Below are 21,456 nucleotides of genomic sequence, written 5' to 3' on the forward strand. Positions count from 1 at the left end.
GGATTTCAGCTCAGCTACCGTGCGCTATTCAAGGCAACCAGCTCAGAACTCGTAACCGACCTGAGCGCGCACGCCCGCGTCGCCGGTCGACGTCACAGACACCGCGCCGTTCGCAAGCCAATGGCCGCTCAGCGAGCGATAGGTAACACCCGCCGCGGCCGCCGATGCGCCCTTGTATGTTCCGCCACCGGCCGCAACGACGGTCCTGCCCGGACCCGACGGCGTCATGTTCGGCATGGCCATAGCGGCGGCTACGCCGGCATAGGCATTCTTCGCGACTTCGTTGATCGAGTTTTGCACACCCGCGATGCGACTGTCCGTGTAGCTATTCGCCTGCGTTGTGGCAGCGTTCAACTGGTCCACGTTGACCGCGTCGGTGCCCTGCTGCCCGGCCGCAACGTTCGTCACCTGACGTTCGCTACCCACCGCACCCACCGATACCGAGTTGGCACGGTCGGCCACCGAGTTCGCACCTAGCGCGACCGAGTTGTCAGCCTGCGCGGCCGAGCCCGCACCCACTGCAACCGCATTGACACCCGCAGCCGCGGCGTTGGCGCCCATCGCCGTAGCGTGCGTGCCGCTTGCCATTGCTGCTTCCGCATTGCGATCACCGCTAGCCGTGAAAAGCGGATTCGTGGCATTGACCGCGACATTCGCCACGGCGCCGAGCGCCGCGTTCATCTGGGCGACATTCACTGCGTCGGTATCGGCCACACCTGCCGCCACGTTGTGGATCGTAGTTCCGCCCGAGGCGCCGCCGCCCATTGTCACGCTACCGTAGTCGACCGAACCGTCGGCGTTATGGTCGTAAATGACCGCGGCATTTGCGTTGCCATTCTTGTCCACGAGGCCAGCCGCCTTCAACTGCGATACGTTTACCGCGTCGGTATCGGCCGTACCGGCTGCGACGTTGGTGATCTGCCGTTCCTTGCCCACTGAGCCAACCGACACCGAATTCGGACGATTCGCCACCGAGTTCGCGCCCAGGGCGACCGAGCCCTCGTCCCAGGCCTGCGCGTTGCCGCCGATCGCCACTGAATCCACCCCTGTTGCCTGCGAATCCACCAGCGTCGAGTTCGAGTGGAAATACATGATGCCTGAGCCACCGCCGATGTTGTTCAGGATGCTGTTGATATTCGCGATGCTGTCGGTATTCTGCGCTGTGCGGCCGTCCAGATTATTCAGCGCATCGCCGACGGTATAGAACGTGCTGCCTCCGATGTCGTATTGCGGTCTCGCGACCGAACCATCCGGATTCACAGTCGAGTTGCCGCCCAATGCACCCGCGACGCTTTGCGAAACGCCGTACAGTTGGCTGCCGTTCACGGCGTCCGTGCTAGCCGCCGACACCGTGCCCGCCGCCACACCAATAATCTTGTTCGCGGTGCCCGAGGTCGTGCCATTGCTAAACAGGCTGAGCTGACCATGAAGGTACGCAACGGGAGACCCGGCAGAAACGCCGTCGCCGAAAATCTCCAGGCCACCTCTGGCAATCAGGCCAGATGAGTTCGAGATGAGGTTGAGAGACGTATTGCTGGCGAGCGCAGTTTGGGAACTGCTCTTGTTGCCGATGGTCGCCTGGCAGGCCGGCGAAGTCAGAGCGGTAGTGGTGCCGCCGCCTGGAATGCCATCGTTCACCGCGGCACAGGTATCGTCGGTAGCGTCATTAAAAACCGCAACGGGAGCTGTCGCCGCATACGCTGTTCCGGCAGAAAGAAACCCGGCCGCAACCAGTGAAATAACACCATTCTTTACGGAGGATTTTTTCGCAGAGGCGCGAATAAACTTTGAGGCTGCTGTCCATGCGCACGTGACATCGTTGCACATTGACCGAGATATTTTATTCATTAAGTTGTCCCCATTAGATACACAGATTTCAATTCGCAGAAGCGTGCGCGCTTGCAGCGAACACGCGACGCGCTGGCCGGGGTCAACTCGTTCGACAGTCGCCGCTCACGGTCAAAGGAGACGAGAGCAGTATGTCGAGTGGCAAAACAGAATTGAGGTCCAGACCAGGAAATCTACGTTATTGATCTGAGTATCCGGTCGACATCGGACCAGTCTTAAATCCGTTAAATAGACACAGCAAGTTATGTCGATTGCATAACTCTTATTTAAATCGCATAGAACGTGACACAGGATGGGCAAATCCTTGCCTCCGCGTTGGAGACGGGGACCGTATCGTCACAGGCTGAATATTAGAAGTGCGTACCGATGGATAGCATCCGAACGAATCTCGAGATGCCAAAAGGACGCTTTAACCCGGCATTTATGAATTGATACCGGGTTGCCGCAATTGATGAAGATTTACCGCATCGGTTCTTTTAGAAGAATTCCGATTATTTTTAAAACGGCTTTAAAACCACCAACGCCACCGCCGCCAGCATCCCCAGCACGGGCAGTTCATTGAACATCCGATACCACTTATGCGTACGACGGTTCTCACCCCGTTCGAACGTCGCCAGCAAACGTCCGCAATAGAAGTGATAGACGATCAGCAGCACGACGACGGTGAGCTTCGCGTGCATCCAGCCCTGCCCACGCCCAATGCCGACCACCAGCCACAGCCACAGCCCACAGGCGAGCGCGGGAACTGCAATGAAGCTCATAAAGCGATAAAGCTTCCTCGCCATGATCAGCAGGCGTGCCGTGGCGGCCGGTTCCGTTTCCATCGCCAGATTGACGAAGATGCGCGGCAAGTAGAACAGGCCGGCAAACCAGGAAGCAATCAGAACGATGTGAAACGTTTTTACCAGAAGCATTGGCGATCCTCGTGCGTCGAGTTGGCGTTGTTGATCGCGCGCCCATCAGCGCGCCGAGGGTTACTGACGGCCTTCGCCGTGCCCGAGCACAACGTACTTCAGCGACGTCAGCCCTTCCAGTCCTACCGGCCCGCGCGCGTGCAGCTTGTCGTTCGAAATGCCGATTTCTGCGCCAAGGCCAAATTCGAAACCATCGGCGAAGCGCGTCGATGCGTTGACCATCACGCTCGCCGAATCTACTTCGCGCAGGAAACGCATCGCGCGGTCGTGGTCTTCGGTGACGATCGCATCGGTGTGCGCGGAACTGTAGGTGTTGATGTGCTCGATCGCCGCGTCGAGGTCGTCGACCACCTTGATCGCCAGCACCGGTGCGAGATATTCGGTGCTCCAGTCTTCCTCGGTTGCATCGACGAGCGGACCGACGCCCGCCGCTTCAAGTACCTCGCGCGCCGCCGGATCGACGCGCAGTTCGACTTCCTTGACACGATACAGGCGCCCAAGCTGCGGTAGCACTTGATGCGCAATGCCACGCGCCACCAGCAGCGTTTCCATCGTGTTGCAGGTGCCGTAGCGGTGCGTCTTCGCGTTGTCGCACACGGTCATTGCCTTGGTGATGTCCGCACGGTCGTCGACGTACACGTGGCAGATTCCGTCGAGGTGCTTGATCATCGGCACGCGCGCTTCTTCCATCAGACGTGCGATCAGGCTCTTGCCGCCACGCGGCACGATCACGTCGACGTATTCCGTCATCGTGATCAGCGCACCCACGGCAGCGCGATCCGAAGTCGCCACCACCTGCACGGCATCCTGCGGCAGACCGGCCATCTCGAGGCCTTCGCCAATCAGCTTCGCCAGCGCGGTATTGCATTCGAGCGCTTCCGAACCACCGCGCAGAATCGTTGCGTTGCCTGACTTCAGACACAACGCGGCGGCGTCGATCGTCACATTCGGCCGCGATTCGTAGATGATGCCGATCACGCCTAGCGGCACGCGCATCTGCCCGACCTGGATGCCGCTCGGACGGTATTTGAGGTTGCTGATCTCACCGATCTGATCCGGTAGCGCCGCGACCTGGCGCAGGCCTTCGACCATCGTCTTCAGCGCCTTGTCCGACAAGGTCAGACGGTCGATAAACGCAGCGTCGTGCCCTTTCTCGCGTGCGCGTGCAACGTCGCGTGCATTGGCCTCTTTCAGCTGCGCCGACTCACGTTCGATCGCGCGGGCCACTGCCTCGAGCGCGGTGTTTTTCGCTGCCGTCGACGCCCGCGCCATCGCACGCGAAGCGTGCCGGGCGCGGCGGCCGAGTTCGGTCATGTACTGGTCGATATTCATGGTGATTCTCGTGATGTCCGTACGTGTCTTCGGTACGCGGTGGACAGGCAGAATTGGCGAAAGATCAAACGATTGTAAGTCTGGTTGCAGCGGCTTGCTGGATGCGCAGCCAACGGGGCCGATCAGAGTGGTTGCTGCACGCTCACAGTCAGACCAGCGTCAAAACGCAGCCTGCAGGCGTGCGCTCTGTTCAGACCGGCCTGCGCGCTGGCGCGGCTGGCGGTCGTGACCTGCCAGGCAACCCGATTGGCGCAGCCGTCGCCTTCGCCGGCGCAGCGACTGTCATCGCCAGTTCGAACAGCCCATCCCATGGGTCGGGCGGTGGGTCATTGCGATGATTGCCAGGCGTGCCGCCGGACAGCCCCTTGACCTGGCGATCGAGCTTCGCCGCGAGCGCGAGCGCCTTCTCCAGCGCCGCTTCGGTTACGCGCGACAACGCCGGGCCGATCAGCCGCTCACGCGGCCCCCACACGCGGTTTTCGCGCACCAGCATCGCAAGCGGTTTGCCCGCCGCCACGCCGCGTTTGATGCGCAAAAGCGTCCGCACTTCTTCGACAACGGCCCACAGCACCAGCACCGCCGCCTCGCCTTCGCCGCGCAAGCCGTCGAGCATGCGGGCAAGCCGTCCCACGTCGCCCGCCAGCATCGCCTCGTTCAGCTTGAAGACGTCATAGCGCGCGACGTTCAACACAGCGTCCTGCACCTGCTCGAGACTCAACGCCCCGGCCGGATAGAGCAACCCGAGCTTCTGAATTTCCTGATGCGCAGCAAGCAGATTGCCTTCCACGCGCTCCGCAATAAACTGCAAGGCGCGCCGCCCTTCCTCGCCGGCAGCCACACGCTGCCCCTGCTGCGACAACCGCTGGCCGACCCAGTTGGGCAACTGCGCCCGCTCCACCGGATCGATCTTCAGCGCCACACCCGCCTCGGCCAACGCAGTAAACCAGCCGGACTTCTGCGTTGCCGCATCGAGACGAGGCAGCGTGATCATCGTCAGGACATCGGAATTCACCGCGTCAGCGAGCGACTTCAACGCATCCGCGCCTTCCTTACCCGGCTTGCCCGATGGAATCCGCAGCTCGACCAGCTGCTTGTCGCCGAACAGCGACATCGACTGGCTCGCACCCAGCAGCGAACTCCAGTCGAAGCCACGCTCCACCGTGAACACCGAGCGATCGGTATAGCCGGCCGAACGCGCGGCCGCGCGGATCCGGTCGCCCGCTTCCTGCGCGAGCAGGTGCTCGTCGCCGTACACGACGTACAGGTCGGCGAGTCCCTTCGCGAGGTGCGCTTCGAGCGCGTCAAGTCGTAGTTGCATGGCTACGGATCAACAGGATTGGCAAAGCACGTCCGTGCAAGGCGCCGCTCAAAGCGGCGGCGGCGGCAACGGCACGCGCGGCGCAACCGCAGGCGCGCCTTGGCCCGGCGCCGGATGCAGCGAATGCACGACACCCAGACGGCGGATCAACTGATCGACGGCGTCACTTTGCATGTCCGCGTACAGGAGATCCGCTTCGGCCATTTTCGCCTGCGTGAACTCATCGCTGTAAGTCATGGCGCGGTTCAGCTCGATCGCGCTTTGCGGAATCAGTACCGTTCCGTCCGTGCCGTTGAGCGAGTAGAGCAACGTGTAGGTGACTTCATATTCTTCGACGACGCCGAGAGAATTCATCGTCAGCACGCTGTTGCCACGAACCTCGGAAACATGCAGAACGGCATCCGCGTTCGACACCGCTTTGACGATCACCGTGTCGCTGCCGCCTTGAACCATTCGAGTCAAACGGCCGAGGAACGGGGCCGGCGCGCCCGCAACAGCGAGGCGCTTAAACGGATAGTCCTGCTGACCGCGTAGCTGAAAGCCGCACGCGGACAACACCATTACCCCACACGCCAGCGTCAAAAACGATCTGCGAGTCACATTGGCTCCTGGTTCGCAGTAAATGCTGTACCACACTCGGGTGGCGCCACGGCTCGTGGCGCCACCCTGCTTATTGCCAGCTTCGGCGTCAAACGACGATGTTCACCAGGCGGCCCGGCACGACGATGATTTTCTTCGGCGCATTGCCTTCGCTGAACTTGGCGAACATCTCGTGCGCGAGCGCGGCCTGCTCGATCGCGTCGCGCGGGGCGTCCTTCGCGACCGTGACCGCACCGCGCACCTTGCCGTTCACCTGCAGCACGAGTTCGATCTCGGCCTGCTCCAGCGCCTTCTCGTCGACCTTCGGCCAGGGCGCGTCCAGCAGCGTACCAAATTCGTCGGCATAGCCGAGTTCCTGCCACAGCTGATAGGTCGCGTGCGGCACAACCGGGTACAGCACGCGCAGCAGCACGCCATAGCATTCGCGCAGCACGGCGGGGTGGGCGCCTTTGGCGCTGTCGAGCGCGTTGAGCATCTTCATGGCCGCCGACACCACCGTGTTGTACTGCAAACGCTGGTAATCGAAATCGGCCTGCTTCAGCACGCTGTAGATCTCGCGGCGCAGTACCTTGTCCGTTTCGCCGAGTTGCGCGGCGTCGAACGAAGCCTGTTTGCGCAAGGCCGCTTCGTTCGCGTGGCCAAAGCCCCAAACGCGGCGCAGGAAGCGGCTCGCACCTTCCACGCCGGAACCCGACCATTCAAGCTGCTGCTCGGGCGGAGACGCAAACATCACGAACAGACGCGCCGTGTCGGCACCGTACTCGTCGATCAGCACCTGCGGATCGACGCCGTTATTCTTCGACTTCGACATCTTCTCGATGCCGCCGAGCACCACAGCCTCGCCGTCCGAGTTCAGCACGGCGCCGACCGGACGGCCCTTTTCGTCGTGCGTCACGGTGACGTCGGCCGGGTTGTACCAGGTCTTCTTGCCCGCTTCACTTTCGCGGTAGAAGGTTTCGTTGAGCACCATGCCCTGCGTGAGCAGGTTCTTGGCCGGCTCGCCGAAATTCACCAGGCCCATGTCGCGCATCACCTTCGCCCAGAAACGCGAGTACAGCAAGTGCAGGATCGCGTGCTCGATGCCGCCGATGTACTGATCCATCGGCGCCCAGTAATCGGTGCGCTGGTCGACCATGGTCTTCGCATCCGGCGACGCATAGCGATAGAAGTACCACGACGAATCGACGAAGGTGTCCATCGTATCGGTTTCGCGCTTCGCGGCGCCGCCACACGTCGGACACGTGCAGTTCACGAACGCTTCGGATTTGGCGAGCGGGTTGCCCGTGCCGTCCGGCACGAGATCCTCGGGCAGCACGACGGGCAGATCCTTCTCGGGCACCGGCACGTCGCCGCAGGTCGGGCAGTGGATGATCGGAATCGGCGTGCCCCAGTAACGCTGACGCGAGACACCCCAGTCGCGCAGACGGTAGGTGACCTGCTTGTCGCCGAGGCCCAGATCCTTCAGGTCGCTTGCGATCGCATCCACGGCTTGCGTGTAGGTCATACCGTCGTACTTGCCGCTGTTGATCAGCGTGCCGTCCTTGTCGCCATACCATTCCTGCCAGGCGTCGGTCGAGTATTCCTTGCCTTCGAGCGCCACCACCTGTCTGATCAGCAGACCGTATTTCTTCGCAAACGCGAAATCGCGCTCGTCGTGCGACGGCACGCCCATCACGGCGCCCTCGCCGTAGCTCATCAGCACGTAGTTGCCGATCCACACCTCGACCTGTTCCTGCGTCAGCGGATGCGTGACGTAGAAACCGGTGGCCATGCCCTTCTTTTCCATCGTTGCAACGTCGGCCTCGGCGACACCGCCGCGCTTGCATTCTTCGATGAACGCCTGCAGTTCCGGCTTGTCTTGCGCCAGACGCGTGGCGAGCGGATGCTCGGCCGCGACTGCACAGAAGGTCACGCCCATGATCGTGTCGGCGCGCGTGGTGAAGACGCGCAGCACTTTCTGCTCACCGTCGATCTCGTACGGGAAGCCGAAGTTCACGCCGAAGCTTTTGCCGATCCAGTTCTGCTGCATGACCTTCACGCGCTCGGGCCAGCCAAGGCCTTCGAGGTCGTTCAGCAGTTCGTCGGCGTACTGCGTGATCCGCATGTAGTACATCGGGATCTCGCGCTTTTCGACCAGAGCGCCGGAGCGCCAGCCGCGCCCGTCGATCACCTGCTCGTTGGCGAGCACGGTCTGGTCGACCGGGTCCCAGTTCACCGTACCGGTCTTCTTGTACGCAATGCCCTTTTCGAGCATCTTCAGGAACAGCCACTGGTTCCACTTGTAGTAATCGGGGCTGCAGGTGGCGACTTCGCGCGACCAGTCGATGGCGAGGCCCATCGCCTGCATCTGCTTCTTCATGTACGCGATGTTGTCGTACGTCCACTTGGCCGGCGGCACGTTGTTGGCGATCGCGGCGTTTTCCGCCGGCATACCGAACGCGTCCCAACCCATCGGCATCAGCACGTTGTTGCCGTTCATCCGCAGATAGCGGTACATCACGTCGTTGATCGTGTAGTTGCGCACGTGGCCCATGTGCAGCTTGCCCGACGGGTACGGCAGCATCGAGACGCAATAGAACTTGGGCTTGTCGGTGATTTCCGTTGTCTTATAGGCGTCGCTGGCGCGCCATTGCCCTTGCGCGGCGGCTTCGACGTCGGAGGGAACGTATTTTTCGTGCATGGTGTGATGGGATCGCTAGGTTCGGTGCTTTCGCACCGGGCCTGGTGCTCTGCTAGATGAAATGGCGTCGTTTCCCCTTGTGCAGGGGAAAACGCTGATTATACCGTTCGCCGAGGGGTCTGCCGCGCGCCGCGCGGCATGGCTAATGGCCCAGCACGGGCGGCGGCGGGTCCGTCACAAAGCCTAGCCGCTGTAGCCCCGCCTGCTGCGCCGCGCCCATCACCTGGGCGATGACCTCGTAGCGCGTCGAGCGCTCGGCGCGCAACTGGATCTCCGGCTGTTCCTGCTGCTTGCCCGCTTCCACAAAGCGCGCGCGCATCTGGTCGAGCGTCAGGGCATTGCCGTTCCAGTAGATCTTGCCCGCCGCGTCGATAGACAGCGAGATCGTCTGCGGCGTCTGACGGGCCGGCGCGGCGGCGACCTTCGGCAGGTCAAGCCGGATCGCGTGCGTGAATAAAGGCGCGGTAATGATAAAAATCACGAGCAGCACCAGCATCACGTCGATCAACGGCGTCATGTTGATCTCTGCCATCGGCGCTGCGGTCTGCCGTTTTTCGAGTCCGCCGAATGCCATGTCGACCTCCTGCCTGACTAAAGCTGAACTGGGCTAAGCTGGTTTCATCTGATGCGAGCGGCGGCGCCGCTCAGGCGGGCGCGCAGACGTAGGCGTGCAGATCGTGCGCGAAGCCGTCCAGTTCCTCGGACAGTTGCCGCACCATGCGGCCGAGCACGTTGTAGGCAAGCACCGCGGGAATCGCAACCACGAGGCCGAAGGCCGTCATGATCAGCGCCTCGCCGACCGGCCCGGCAACGTTTTCGATCATCGCCTGCCCGCTCGCGGCAATACTGCCGAGCGCGTGATAGATGCCCCACACGGTGCCGAGCAAGCCGACGAACGGCGCCGTGCTACCCACCGATGCCAGCAGCACCTGGCCAAACTCGAGCCGCCGCTGCGAGGTGGTGAGCGCTTGACGCAGCGCCCGCAAGACCCGCTCGCTGCGCTCGACGCGTGCGAGCAACGCACCGGGGATATCCACCTCCGAGGCATGCAACGCGGCTTCGGCGAGCGGCGTGAAGACCCGTTCGCTATCGACACGCCGCAGCGCCGCGACACCGTCGGTTAAGGTCGACGCCTGCCAGAACTCGGTTATCGCGCGCGAAGCCTGACGCTTCGCGCGGCTCAGAACCCAGCTTTTGACGATCAGAAAACACCAGCTCGCCACCGACATCGCCAGCAGCACATAGGCTACCGCATGGGTGATCGTGTCGCTGGATTGCAGGTAGTGAAGAATGCCGGTGCCTGCCATTGGACCTCGCCGTCGGAAAGTGTGCGCAGATGGGATACGGGGCGCACGCCGAGCATACGTGCGCTCAGCGCAGGCCGAGTACGTCCTGCATGTCGTACAGGCCGCTTGCGTGGCCTTCGAGGAAACGCGCCGCGCGTAGCGCGCCCTGTGCATAAGACAAGCGGCTCGCCGATTTGTGCGTAATCTCGACGCGTTCGCCGGTACCGGCGAACAGCACGGTGTGATCGCCGACGATATCGCCGCCGCGGATCGCCGCGAAACCGATGGTGGACGGGTCACGCTCGCCGGTGATGCCCTCGCGGCCATAGACCGCGCAGTCGTCGAGATTACGGCCGAGCGCGCCGGCGATCACTTCGCCCATTGCCAGCGCGGTACCGGACGGCGCGTCGACCTTGTGACGGTGATGCGCCTCAATGATCTCGATGTCGTACCCGGTCGCGAAATGACGCGCGGCGTATTCGAGCAGCTTTAGCGTGACATTGACACCCACGCTCATGTTGGCGGCAAAGACAATGCCGATCTTTTCAGCCGCCGCGCGCAGTTGCGCCTTCTGCTCGCTTTCGAAACCCGTGGTGCCGATCACCATCTTGACGTTGTGGCGCTGCGCCGCTTCGAGATGCACGAGCGTGGCCGCCGGCCGCGTGAAATCGATCAGGGCGTCGGACTGGGCGAACACCTGCTCGATATCGTCGCTCAGCAGAATCCCAGTTTGCTTGCCGAGGAAAGCACCGGCATCCTGACCAAGTTGCGCCGACCCGGTCCGCACGAGCGCGCCGGAAAGCTTGACGCCAGAATCGTTCAGGACGGTTTCGATCAGCATCCGGCCCATACGGCCCGAGGCACCGGCAATAGCAATGTTCATGGCAGTCACGCGCGAAATATGACGTTAGAAACGACGGGGTAAAAAACAACGCGAAGCGCAAAGCGCGTCACAGGGCACCTGAAAGCGCGCCCCACAGGACAGAACACAAGGCGCAACAAACACAAATGACGGGCTCGCGCGCTAAACGCGGCCCGTCATTGTCAGGGACAGCGTATTTAGCTACCCGTTCCCGTGGTCGCCGGAGCGGACGTCAGCGGTGCGTTGTAGGTCGGCCCGTTGTTGCTCTGCGAGCCCGCCGGTCCCACCGGGTTGTCCTGCTGTTCGCTCGGCACGGTAGGCGGCGCCGGACGCGTGAACTGGAACTGCGGCGCCCCAGGCGACGTAGCGCCTTGCGGGACCACCCCACCGTTCGCGGTCGGCGTACCTGCCCGCACCGACGGCGTGATCTTGCCGCTCGGGGCCTGCACGGCGTCCGTTGCACGATTGGCCGCCTGCGCGGCTTCGGCGTTCGGATCCATGGACTGCGCAGACACCGTGCCGGCCGTTGCCGGCGGCGTAGCCGCAGCGGCGCCCGAAGCGGCAACCGCCCCGCTGGCTGCCGCAGCCTCTGCTGCCACAAACGCTTTCTTGCCGCGCTTGTCGCCGTCGATTTCGGCGAGCAATTCAAGGTTGGACGGCAGATCCTGACCGCCCGACCAGTTCGCAACCGTATCGCCCGAGAAGTTCACGACGAAGTCACGCTGTTGCACGACGCTCGTATTGCCACGCTTGAAATAGAACACGTAGTCCCAGCGGTCTGCGTGGAACATATCCGCCAGGAGCGGCGTGCCGAGCAACTGGCGCACCTGGTCCCGTGTCATACCCACCTTCATTTGCGCAGCTGCCTCAGCCGAGACAAAATTGCCCTGCACAACGGTAATCCGATAAGGCGTGATGCTTTGCGCGATTCGCTGCGTTACGCTGTCGTAGGTCGAGCACCCGGCAAGAACCGCGACAGTCGCTGCAGCAATCAAGGTACCCCGCATGCGGCTCCCCCGGTAGATCAGTAGAGATTTTGAAATCATTTCACTCACCGTGCGGGCCCTGCCTGTGGCGGACCGCGCGAGTTTCATTGCATCGAAGATGACCTGAACAGCGTAAACACATTACTATTAGAACCCTGCATTGTACTCTAGGGATCCCTTGTCATGACCAATCCAACCGATCTGAAAAATATCGGGCTCAAGGCGACCCTACCGCGCCTCAAGATTCTGGAGATTTTCCAGCACAGCCCGGTGCGCCACCTGACTGCGGAAGACGTCTACCGCAACCTGCTGCACGAGGAGCTCGATATCGGGCTTGCTACGGTCTATCGCGTGCTGACTCAGTTCGAGCAGGCGGGGCTTTTGTCGCGCAGCAACTTCGAATCCGGCAAAGCCGTGTTCGAACTCAACGAAGGCACCCACCACGATCACCTGGTGTGTATCGACTGCGGGCTGGTCGAGGAGTTCTTCGACCAGGAAATCGAGAGCCGCCAGCAGGCTATTGCCAAAGAGCGCGGTTTCAAGCTGCAGGAGCACGCGCTCGCGCTGTACGGCGCCTGCACGAAGGAAAACTGCCCGCATCGCAAGCATTGAGCGGCATTATCGTCGCGAGCCTCATGGTTCGCGAGCCGCGCAGGTAATAAAGAGAAACCCGGTCGTCGTCAGTCGGCCGGGTTTTTTTGCGTCCAGGGTACGCAGGGCCTACCGTACGGTGCGTTCGGGCTGCTCAGAGGCCGTAAGCGTAGGTAACACGCGCGAGATGCCATGGCTCAGCCAGCGCAATCTCGTCGCAATTGGGCTGATCGCCGCCTCGATCCACCACCACGAAATCGCTGACGCGCTCGAGCGCGAGCAGCGGGTGGTGCCAGACCCCTTTTGCGTAGTTGACGCCCTGCCAACCCTCGGTCCAGAAGCCGCGCATGTGCGCCGGATCGAACTCGCCAGCCGGCGCGACGACGATCAGGTAGCTCAACGCTGAAAGCGGGAGGAAAGCCTGACTGCCGAGCGGGTGGCGCTCCATCATGTTGATCTCGACCGGCAACGCACGCGGTTGCGCGCGAAACAGGTTGATCAGTGGGCGGCCGCCCTGCTCGCCCACGTCGACCTGCGCAAGATCGTGGTAGCGCTCGGTCGTGCCGCCATTGATAGGAAAGTGACGTGCGCCGTCCAGTTCGATCACGTCTCCAAACGGTGCGAAAGCTTCGCGCGTCAGGCGCTCCATCTGCAGGATCTTCATTGCGGTGTCTCCGTTGCCATGCTCCTCCGGGTGCTTCGCTTACGCCAACTCACCCCACAGACGCAGGCGCGAGACGCCACCGTCCGGATAGATATTGAAGCGCACATGGGTGACCGGCCCGAGCGCGGCCAGTTCGGCCTCAAACGGATGCACATGGTCCATCTGCAGTGTCTGCTCGCCCATCAGCACCGGCCAGAACATGGCTTGGGTGACGAGCGACTCGTCCGTGCCGCCTGTCACGCTCGCAGCCTGCAGCGAACAGCGGTCCGGGAAATTGCCCTTGAAATGCGCCGTGTCCACTTCGACCTTGCGAATCACACCGGGTCGCGCCAGCGCGACGATCGCCCAATCGTTGCCTGGCTCGCGGCGGCGGCGCGTTTCCCAGCCGTCGCCCATGTTGACCCCGCGTCCTGGCATCAGCATCTGCGAGGCCGGTCCGAAATGCTGGTTGTTCGCGGCGACCAGATAGGCGCCGTTTTCGATCGCCGCCAGATCGATCAGGCTGGCGCGTTCGACGCGATCCCAATCGCGCTTCGGCTGTCCGTAGACACGCAGGCGCGCGAGACCGCCGTCCGGGTAAAGGTTCACACGCAGGTGCGTGAAGGCGCGCGGGTCGCTGACTTCCACGTAGTGGTGCTGATTGCCCTGCAGCGTCATCGCGGGCACGACGACTTGCCAGTCGGCGTTGTCGGGCGGCGTGTCGCTTTCTGCATGGCAGCCTTCCAGTGACGCCGCCGGCGGAAAGTTGCCGGTGAAGTGGCTCGTATCCAGGTCCACGCCATGAATGACGCCCGGGCGCGCGAGCCGCACCACGCAATAGTCGTGTCCGGTGGTGCGCTTGCGGCGGGTCTCCCAGCCGTCCATCCATTTGCCGTGATCGTCGTACTTGCCGGGAATGAACACCGCCGGTTGCGGTTCGAGCATGCGCTCTTTGGGCGCGAAGAATTCATCGCTTGCATAGAGCGCCTGCGCACCCAGGCGCGGGTCGGCCAGGTTCATGTAGCGGCGCGTGAAAGCGGGAGCGTTTGGGTCGAGGGTCGGAGTAGCCATGGTCTCGGTCTCACGGTAAGAGGGTGAAAATCCGCTGGCGCGGCTGCTTGTGTTGCCGGTATTGGCGTACCGCTGCGTTGCGCCTGACGGACCAGTGATGAGATGTAGTTGGTGGTGCCGTTTGAATCAGGTTGCGTGCGCGGGATTGACTGAGACGCCCGCCACATTCGTTTCTTCGCCTGCGGGAACATAGAGGAACGCGGCTTCCCGGTTCAATACGCTTCGAGCGCGGGCTCTGTCGATATCGTTTTCCCAGACGGCAACGACCACCGTGGCAACACAATTGCCGATCAGATTCGTCAATGCACGCGCAATGCCGACGAACCAGTCCACCGGCAGGATCAGCACCAGACCGAGTACCGGGATCGCAGGAATCGCAGAAAGCGTCGCGGCCAGAATCACGATTGCCGAACCGGGGATACCATGCGCCCCTTTCGACGTCACCAGCGACACCAGCACCACCACGATCAGATCGTGAAGCGACAGGGGCGTGTTGGTGGCCTGCGCAATGAAGATCACCGCGAGCGTCAGATAGATCGAGAAGCCGTCGAGATTGAACGAGTAGCCCGTCGGGATCACGAGGCCTACCGTCGAGTCTTTTACCCCCATCCATTCGAGCTTGCGCATCACCTGCGGCAACACCGCATCGGAGGAGGCTGTGCCGAGCACGATCGACATTTCCTCACGCAGATAGCGGATCAGCTTGAAGACGCTAAAGCCGGCCAGACGCATCACGACGCCAAGCACCACGGCCACGAACACGATACAGCTCGCGTAGAACACCACCACCAGCAATCCGAGTTGTTCGAGCGAAGCGACACCATAAGTGCCCGTCGTAAACGCAATCGCGCCAAGCACGCCGAGCGGCGCCAGCTTGATGATGAAGCTCATCACGCGAAAGAACACCTGTGCCAGTTCGTCGATCAGGCCGCTCACCTTCTGCGCCTTGTCGCCGAGCAGCGACAGAGCCGAACCGAACAGCACCGAGAACACGAGAATCTGCAGGATGTCGCCGGTGGCGAACGCGTTGAAAGCGGTATCGGGGATGATCTTCAGCAGAAATCCTGCGGTGTCCTTCAGATCTTTGGTGTGTTCGGTGTACGTATTGAGCGAGGCCGCATCGAGTGAATGCAGGTTGATGTTCATGCCGACGCCGGGCTTCGTGACATAGGCCAGCACCGCGCCGATCACCAGAGCAATCGTCGTCATGAACTCGAAGTAGACCACCGCTTTCAGGCCCACCCGTCCCACTTTCTTCAGATCGCCCGCATGCGCCATGCCGCTCACCACCACGCAGAACACGATCGGACCAATCACCATCTTGATCAGTTTGAGAAAGCCGTCGCCGAGCGGTCGCAACGACTGGGCGAAATGCGGAAACAGCGCGCCGATCACGATGCCCGCCACTAGAGCGATCACCACCCGGCCAAACAGCGAATTGAAAAACTTCAACACGGCCTTCTCCCGGTTACGGATTTCATCTGTTCATACTGGTCAGACCAGTACTGTTATGGCGAATAGTAGGAAGCCGATATAGTCCCGTCAAGGTCGAAATAAATAGCGTTTACCCGCCTGTCTTTGCCCTGCTTACGGGCTATTTTGTCGGGAGATTAATTGCGCGATGCGTGCGTCGAAGCCCGGGATTACAATGCCGGTCAGACCACGCGCTTCCGTCGAGGATCATGAAGAACGTCCCGCATACCGTCACCGACTCCGCCATTGCCACCATCCGCGAACGGATCGAGGGCGGCGTGTATCCGGTGGGAAGTTTGTTGCCCGCACAACGTCAGCTCTCCGAAGAACTGGCCATCAGCCGTGCTTCGCTGCGCGAGGCGCTCTCAACGCTCGAGGCGCTCGGCCTGTTGATGATCCGTCCCGGCAAGGGCGTATATGTCGAGAGTTCGCAGGTGTCCTCAGCGAATCCATGGCGTTTCGCGGAGCAGTCTTCCCTGCCGGATACGTATCAGATGCGCTTTGCGCTCGAAGGCTTCGTTGCGCGCATGGCGGCGCTGGCGATCAGCGACACTGACCTCGCGTGGTTCGAGGAGAACATCGACGCGATGCACGGTGCTCTCGCCAGCAACGAACTCGATGAAGCCGCGCAGCTGGATTTTGATTTTCATATGCGCATGGTCAGCATTGCCGGCAACGCCGCGATCGAGTCGATCCTGCGCAGCAGTTCGGACATCATGAAAGAAAGCCAGCGCATGCCGTTCTTCAAGCGCGAGCTGGTGCTCTCCACTTATCACGAGCACCGCGAGATTCTCGATGCGCTCAAGACGCGCGATTCCGCCGCGGCCGGTGAAGCGATTGAGACGCACATCACCAATGCTGCGCAGCGTGCGGGCGTGTTCTTCCCGGTGCCGAAGGCATAGCCCCGCCGGCGAGAGAAGCGTCGGCCGCTTAACCACACGCGCATAAAAAAGCCGCTCCTTGGAGCGGCTTTCTAAGCTACGGCGCCTGAATTCAATCAGGCGCAGTGCAGCAGCAGCGGTCGAGCTTACTTCGCGTTCGCGAGCGCCACAGCCGTATCCAGCATGCGGTTCGAGAAGCCCCACTCGTTGTCGTACCAGCTCGACACCTTCACCAGACGGCCCGACACCTTGGTCAGCGTCGCGTCGAACGTCGACGAAGCCGGGTTGTGGTTGAAGTCGATCGACACCAGCGGCGCCTTGTTGTAGCCGAGGATGCCCTTCAGTTCGCCTTCCGACGCTTCCTTCATGATGGCATTGACTTCATCCACCGTCGTATCGCGCTTGGCGATGAACGACAGATCGACGATCGACACGTTGATGGTCGGGACGCGAATCGCGTAACCGTCCAGCTTGCCGTTCAGTTCCGGCAACACGAGGCCGACAGCCGATGCAGCACCCGTCTTCGTGGGGATCTGGCTGTGCGTGGCCGAGCGCGCGCGGCGCAGGTCTTCGTGATACACGTCAGTCAGAACCTGGTCGTTCGTGTACGCGTGGATCGTGGTCATCAGACCGTTTTCCAGACCGATCTTGTCGTTCAGCGGCTTCACCAGCGGCGCGAGGCAGTTGGTGGTGCACGATGCGTTGGAGATGACCGTGTCCGATGCCTTGAGCACCTTGTGGTTCACGCCGTAGACGATCGTTGCGTCGACATCCTTACCGCCCGGTGCCGAGATGATGACCTTCTTCGCGCCACCCTTGATGTGCGCGCTGGCCTTTTCCTTGGTCGTGAAAAAGCCCGTGCATTCCATCACGACGTCGACGTTCAGCTCGCCCCACGGCAGTTCGGCCGGGTTACGGTTAGCCAGCACGCGGATACGGTCGCCGTTGACGACGAGGTAATCGCCGTCTACCGACACTTCGCCCGGGAACTTGCCGTGAGCCGTGTCGTATTGCGTCAGATGAGCGTTGGTGTTGGCATCGCCCAGGTCGTTGATGGCGACGATCTGGATGTCGTGCTTCTTGCCGTTTTCATAGAAGGCGCGCAGCGTGTTGCGGCCGATCCGGCCGTAGCCGTTGATTGCGACGCGAATCGTCATGGTCTATCTCCTGATGGCTGAAAAAATACGTCCATGTTTGGCTCTGCCAGGCCGGTTCCCGCCAGGCGTGGGGTGCACGCATGCGGCGAGAACCGGACACTCATCAGCCGAGTGCGGCTTTAGCCGTCGCTACGACGTTTTCGACGGTGAAGCCGAAATGCTTGAACAGCACGCCAGCCGGGGCCGATTCGCCGAACGTGTCGATCCCGACCACGCCGCCTTCCAGACCCACGTACTTGCGCCAGAAATCCGTCACACCCGCTTCGATCGCGACACGGCGTACGCCCGTAGGCAGCACGCGTTCGCGGTACTCGGCGTCCTGCTGGTCGAACACGGTGGTAGCCGGCATCGACACCACGCGCGCTGCAATTCCTTCGCGCGCCAGCGGCTCAACCGCATTCAGCGCCAGTTCGACTTCAGAGCCGGTGGCGATCAGGATGATCTTGCGCGCAACGATCTCGTCGTTCCAGTCGCGCAGCACGTAGCCGCCCTTGGCGACGTTGGCGATCTGCGCATCCGTGCGTTCCGAGAACAGCAGGTTCTGACGGCTAAAGATCAGCACCGACGGACCGTGGTGCTCAACCGCCTGGGTCCACGCCACCGCCGTTTCAACGGTGTCGGCCGGACGCCAGACTTGCAGATGCGGAATCAGACGCAGGCTCGCAACGTGTTCGATGGACTGGTGGGTCGGGCCGTCTTCGCCGAGGCCGATCGAATCGTGCGTGAACACGAAGATCGACGGCGCCTTCATCAGCGCGGCGACGCGCAGCGCGTTGCGGCTGTAGTCGGAGAACGTCAGGAACGTGCCGCCGAATGCCTTGAAGCCGCCGTGCACCGCGATGCCGTTGATGGCGGCGCTCATGCCGAATTCGCGCACGCCGTAGTTGACGTAGTTACCGGCTGCGTGGCCTTCCGCGTTGACGCGCACCGGCTTGGCCGCCTTCCAGTTGGTGAGGTTCGAACCGGTCAGGTCGGCCGAGCCGCCAAGCAGTTCAGGCAAAGCAGTCGACAGGCCTTCAATGGTCTGCTGCGATGCCTTACGCGTGGCGATGGTTTCCGCGCGCTCGTTCGCACCGGCGATGATGGCCTGAGCCTTCTGTGCCCAATCGGCCGGCAGTTGCTTGGCCATCCGGCGCGTGAATTCCGCCGCTTCCTGCGGATACTTGGCCTGATAGGCGGCAAACGCTTTGTTCCACTCGCCTTCGTTTTGCGCGCCGGCTTCCTTCGCATCCCACGCTGCGTAAACTTCCGCCGGGATCTCGAACGGCGCCCACTTCCAGCCGAGCTTTTCACGCGCACCCGCGATTTCCTTCTCGCCGAGCGGCGCGCCGTGCGAATCGTGACTGCCGGCCTTGGTCGGTGCGCCTTCGCCGATCACCGTCTTGCAGCAGATCAGCGTGGGCTTGTCCGACAGTTTGGCTTTCTTGATGGCCGCATCCACCGCTTCGACGTCGTGACCAATCACGTTCGGCACCACGTTCCAGCCGTACGCTTCGAAGCGCTTCGGCGTGTCGTCGTGGAACCAGTTCACCACTTCACCATCGATCGAAATGCCGTTGTCGTCGTAGAACGCGATCAGCTTGTTCAGCTTCAACACGCCCGCGAGCGAGCAGGCTTCGTGCGAGATGCCTTCCATCAGGCAGCCGTCGCCGACGAACACGTACGTGTGGTGATCGACGATCTTCGCGTCCGGCTTGTTGAATTCCGTAGCGAGCAGCGACTCGGCGAGCGCCATGCCAACTGCATTGGCCAGACCCTGGCCGAGCGGGCCGGTGGTCGTTTCGACGCCAGGCGTCATGCCGTATTCCGGGTGGCCCGGCGTCTTCGAATGCATCTGACGGAAGTTCTTCAGCTCACCGATCGGCAGGTCGTAGCCGGTCAGATGCAGCAGCGAATACAGCAGCATTGAGCCGTGACCGTTCGACAGCACGAAGCGGTCGCGATCAGCCCACTGCGGATTCTTGGGGTTGTGGCGCAGATGGCGCGACCACAGCGCAACGCCGATCTCGGCCATGCCCATCGGCATGCCGGGGTGACCGGAGTTCGCTTGCTGAACTGCATCCATAGCCAGCGCGCGGATCGCATTGGCCATCAGGGAGGTAGGGGCGGGAGACGAGGTCGTCATGTCGAGTTCCGGAGAACGAGTCCAAAAAGCGGGGCGCGGGCGGCGGGTCCGGAAGCTCGGCGGCCAGTCTGCTACGGCGCACGGTGCGGCGCCTGGAGACGCGATACGGGCAGAGCAAACGGACAAGGCTGCAAAGCGTCACATTCTAACAGATGGTTGTGGCCTTTCCGGCTGCAAACCGCATGGGACGGCGGGTTTAGATTGGGGCCGGACGCCAGTTCACCCCATCTTCGACTCTATAATCCGAGCATCGCCAACTCGCCGCGCCCGTCCGCGCCCCGTTCACCGTGAGCGTCCCGCTACTTTTCCAGCCGACCCCTTACGTCCTGTACGGCTTCCCCAACTCGCGACGCCTCGCGAGTGTCGCGTCGCCTCATCAGCAGATCGAAGTCTGGGACACGCCGCAACTCGGGCGGCTTTTCACGCTCGACGGCCGCCCGATGACTTCCGTCGGCGACGAGTTCATCTATCACGAATGCATGGTGCATCCGAACGCGCTGGCCCATCCGGCGCCGCGCGCGGCCTTGGTGCTGGGCGGTGGCGACGGAGGAGCGGCGCGGCAACTGCTGCGGCATCCGAGCATTACGCGAATCGTCGTAGCCGAACTCGACGCGGAAGTCGTGCGCCTCACACGTGAGTATCTGCCTCAGGTTCACGACGGCGCGTTCGACGATCCGCGTGTGGAACTGGTAATAGGAGACGCCGCCGAATTCGTCGCGACCTGCGAAGAACGATTCGACCTGGTCGTATTCGACCTGACTCCACCCGACTCTCCGGCCGCGGTCCTGTACACCCAGGCGTTCTATGCACAACTCAAACGCGTGATGAACCCGAACGCAGCCTTGTCGATGCATCTCGGCGCGCCGTATTTCCAGGCCACGCGTGCTGCGAAACTGTTAGACGGGCTGAACGAAGCCTTCACTGTGGTCCGTACCATGGGCGCATACGTGCCGCTGCACGGCTCGCTCTGGATGATGGCCACCGCCAGCGATTCGCTCGATCCCGCCGCCCTGACTCCGGCCGAACTCGCCGGACGCCTCGCCGCCCGGCAGATTTCCGGGCTCGGCTGGTACGACGAGCATGCCCATGCCGGACTCTTCTCCGCATCTCGCGCAGTGCGCGATAAACTAAGTCAATTCTTAAAGCCAGTAAGGTAACGCAGCGGCAGAATGTGCGGTTTGGTCGGCGCGGAGGTCTCGTGCGCCGGCCACCTGGCTCTGCTGCTCGTGCCCCGCTGACCCTAGCTAGATCCGGAGAAATCCATGACCGCCTCCCGCCCAGCCGGTGTGCCCTGGTTGACCCCCTATCTGACGGTACGGGATGCACGTGCCGCCATTGCATTCTTCGAAGCCGCCTTTGGCTTCGAGGTACGCGACAGCGTCCAGGACGACGGGATCGTCATGCATGTCGAAATGGTCTATCAAGGCCAGTTGATTGTGATGTTCGCGCCGGAAGGCGCGTTCGGCTCGACAGCGAAGACTCCCAAAAGCGCGGGCGCAATTGCACCGCAATCGTTCTATGTTTATGTCGACGATGTCGACGCGGTTTATGCGCGAGCGCTGGCGGCTGGCGCGAAATCGTTGAGCGAGCCGCAAGATCAGTTCTGGGGTGACCGTTTTGCACAGGTCGAAGACCTGGACGGCTACCGATGGGCGCTCGCTCGCCACCTTTCGTGAACTAATGAGTATT

At 62.1% G+C, this 21,456-nt stretch carries 19 protein-coding genes; 4 read left to right on the forward strand and 15 right to left on the reverse strand.

Annotated elements, in window-relative coordinates:
- Nucleotides 1-42 precede the first annotated feature (42 nt).
- The 10 genes from P3T20_RS07745 to bamE form a co-directional block, all read right to left on the reverse strand.
- Nucleotides 43-1,638 (reverse strand): YadA family autotransporter adhesin, encoded by a 1,596-nt coding sequence (locus tag P3T20_RS07745; protein ID WP_429286606.1) that lies wholly within the window; start codon nucleotides 1,636-1,638, stop codon nucleotides 43-45.
- 707 nt (nucleotides 1,639-2,345) lie between these two features.
- Nucleotides 2,346-2,762: a CopD family protein gene (locus P3T20_RS07750; RefSeq protein WP_074262469.1), complete on the reverse strand. Its 417-nt coding sequence runs from the start codon at nucleotides 2,760-2,762 to the stop codon at nucleotides 2,346-2,348.
- Between the two features lie 60 nt (nucleotides 2,763-2,822).
- On the reverse strand, nucleotides 2,823-4,145 hold the full coding sequence (locus P3T20_RS07755) for a glutamate-5-semialdehyde dehydrogenase (RefSeq protein WP_429286679.1): 1,323 nt from the start codon (nucleotides 4,143-4,145) through the stop codon (nucleotides 2,823-2,825).
- 139 nt (nucleotides 4,146-4,284) lie between these two features.
- The gene (holA, locus tag P3T20_RS07760; protein ID WP_429286607.1) at nucleotides 4,285-5,412 is read right to left on the reverse strand and encodes a DNA polymerase III subunit delta; all 1,128 of its coding nucleotides are present in this window, start codon (nucleotides 5,410-5,412) and stop codon (nucleotides 4,285-4,287) included.
- Nucleotides 5,413-5,460: 48 nt separating this feature from the next.
- Nucleotides 5,461-6,012, reverse strand: a complete 552-nt coding sequence (gene lptE, locus P3T20_RS07765) for an LPS assembly lipoprotein LptE (protein ID WP_074262472.1) — start codon at nucleotides 6,010-6,012, stop codon at nucleotides 5,461-5,463.
- 88 nt (nucleotides 6,013-6,100) lie between these two features.
- Entirely contained in the window at nucleotides 6,101-8,692 is a 2,592-nt protein-coding gene (gene leuS / locus P3T20_RS07770) for a leucine--tRNA ligase (RefSeq protein WP_429286608.1), read from the reverse strand.
- Between the two features lie 142 nt (nucleotides 8,693-8,834).
- A complete protein-coding gene (locus P3T20_RS07775) occupies nucleotides 8,835-9,266 on the reverse strand; it encodes an ExbD/TolR family protein (RefSeq protein WP_429286609.1) in 432 nt (143 codons plus the stop codon).
- Nucleotides 9,267-9,336: 70 nt separating this feature from the next.
- Nucleotides 9,337-9,999, reverse strand: a complete 663-nt coding sequence (locus P3T20_RS07780) for a MotA/TolQ/ExbB proton channel family protein (RefSeq protein WP_429286610.1) — start codon at nucleotides 9,997-9,999, stop codon at nucleotides 9,337-9,339.
- 64 nt (nucleotides 10,000-10,063) lie between these two features.
- Entirely contained in the window at nucleotides 10,064-10,861 is a 798-nt protein-coding gene (gene dapB, locus P3T20_RS07785; protein ID WP_429286611.1) for a 4-hydroxy-tetrahydrodipicolinate reductase, read from the reverse strand.
- Between the two features lie 176 nt (nucleotides 10,862-11,037).
- Nucleotides 11,038-11,847, reverse strand: a complete 810-nt coding sequence (gene bamE / locus P3T20_RS07790; protein ID WP_074262477.1) for an outer membrane protein assembly factor BamE — start codon at nucleotides 11,845-11,847, stop codon at nucleotides 11,038-11,040.
- Between the two features lie 162 nt (nucleotides 11,848-12,009).
- Between bamE and fur the strand changes: the two genes are divergently transcribed.
- Nucleotides 12,010-12,438 (forward strand): ferric iron uptake transcriptional regulator, encoded by a 429-nt coding sequence (fur, locus tag P3T20_RS07795; RefSeq protein ID WP_074262478.1) that lies wholly within the window; start codon nucleotides 12,010-12,012, stop codon nucleotides 12,436-12,438.
- Nucleotides 12,439-12,571: 133 nt separating this feature from the next.
- On the opposite strand, the gene P3T20_RS07800 is transcribed toward fur, so the two are convergent.
- The 3 genes from P3T20_RS07800 to P3T20_RS07810 all read right to left on the reverse strand — a co-directional run bounded on the left by P3T20_RS07800 (nucleotide 12,572) and on the right by P3T20_RS07810 (nucleotide 15,586).
- Nucleotides 12,572-13,081, reverse strand: a complete 510-nt coding sequence (locus P3T20_RS07800) for an ureidoglycolate lyase (RefSeq protein ID WP_074262479.1) — start codon at nucleotides 13,079-13,081, stop codon at nucleotides 12,572-12,574.
- A gap of 39 nt (nucleotides 13,082-13,120) precedes the next feature.
- Nucleotides 13,121-14,131 (reverse strand): allantoicase, encoded by a 1,011-nt coding sequence (alc, locus tag P3T20_RS07805; protein ID WP_429286612.1) that lies wholly within the window; start codon nucleotides 14,129-14,131, stop codon nucleotides 13,121-13,123.
- Nucleotides 14,132-14,257: 126 nt separating this feature from the next.
- Complete coding sequence (locus P3T20_RS07810; RefSeq protein ID WP_429286613.1) at nucleotides 14,258-15,586, reverse strand: C4-dicarboxylate transporter DctA; 1,329 nt, start codon at nucleotides 15,584-15,586, stop codon at nucleotides 14,258-14,260.
- Between the two features lie 227 nt (nucleotides 15,587-15,813).
- On the opposite strand from P3T20_RS07810, the gene P3T20_RS07815 reads away from it, so the two are divergent.
- Nucleotides 15,814-16,506, forward strand: coding sequence for a FadR/GntR family transcriptional regulator (locus P3T20_RS07815; protein WP_429286614.1), 693 nt, complete (start codon nucleotides 15,814-15,816; stop codon nucleotides 16,504-16,506).
- A 125-nt stretch (nucleotides 16,507-16,631) separates the two neighbouring features.
- Here P3T20_RS07815 and gap read toward each other — a convergent pair whose 3' ends face one another.
- Nucleotides 16,632-17,642: a type I glyceraldehyde-3-phosphate dehydrogenase gene (gene gap / locus P3T20_RS07820; RefSeq protein ID WP_074262483.1), complete on the reverse strand. Its 1,011-nt coding sequence runs from the start codon at nucleotides 17,640-17,642 to the stop codon at nucleotides 16,632-16,634.
- Nucleotides 17,643-17,745: 103 nt separating this feature from the next.
- Complete coding sequence (gene tkt / locus P3T20_RS07825) at nucleotides 17,746-19,767, reverse strand: transketolase (RefSeq protein ID WP_074262484.1); 2,022 nt, start codon at nucleotides 19,765-19,767, stop codon at nucleotides 17,746-17,748.
- A gap of 287 nt (nucleotides 19,768-20,054) precedes the next feature.
- Between tkt and speE the strand changes: the two genes are divergently transcribed.
- Nucleotides 20,055-20,924 carry a polyamine aminopropyltransferase gene (gene speE, locus P3T20_RS07830; RefSeq protein WP_429286615.1) on the forward strand — a complete coding sequence of 290 codons (870 nt, stop codon included), beginning with the start codon at nucleotides 20,055-20,057 and terminating at the stop codon, nucleotides 20,922-20,924.
- 105 nt (nucleotides 20,925-21,029) lie between these two features.
- Entirely contained in the window at nucleotides 21,030-21,443 is a 414-nt protein-coding gene (locus P3T20_RS07835) for a VOC family protein (RefSeq protein WP_074262486.1), read from the forward strand.
- The last annotated feature ends 13 nt before the right edge of the window (nucleotides 21,444-21,456 follow it).

This window comes from Paraburkholderia sp. GAS206C, assembly GCF_050435645.1.
Lineage (GTDB): Bacteria > Pseudomonadota > Gammaproteobacteria > Burkholderiales > Burkholderiaceae > Paraburkholderia > Paraburkholderia phenazinium_B.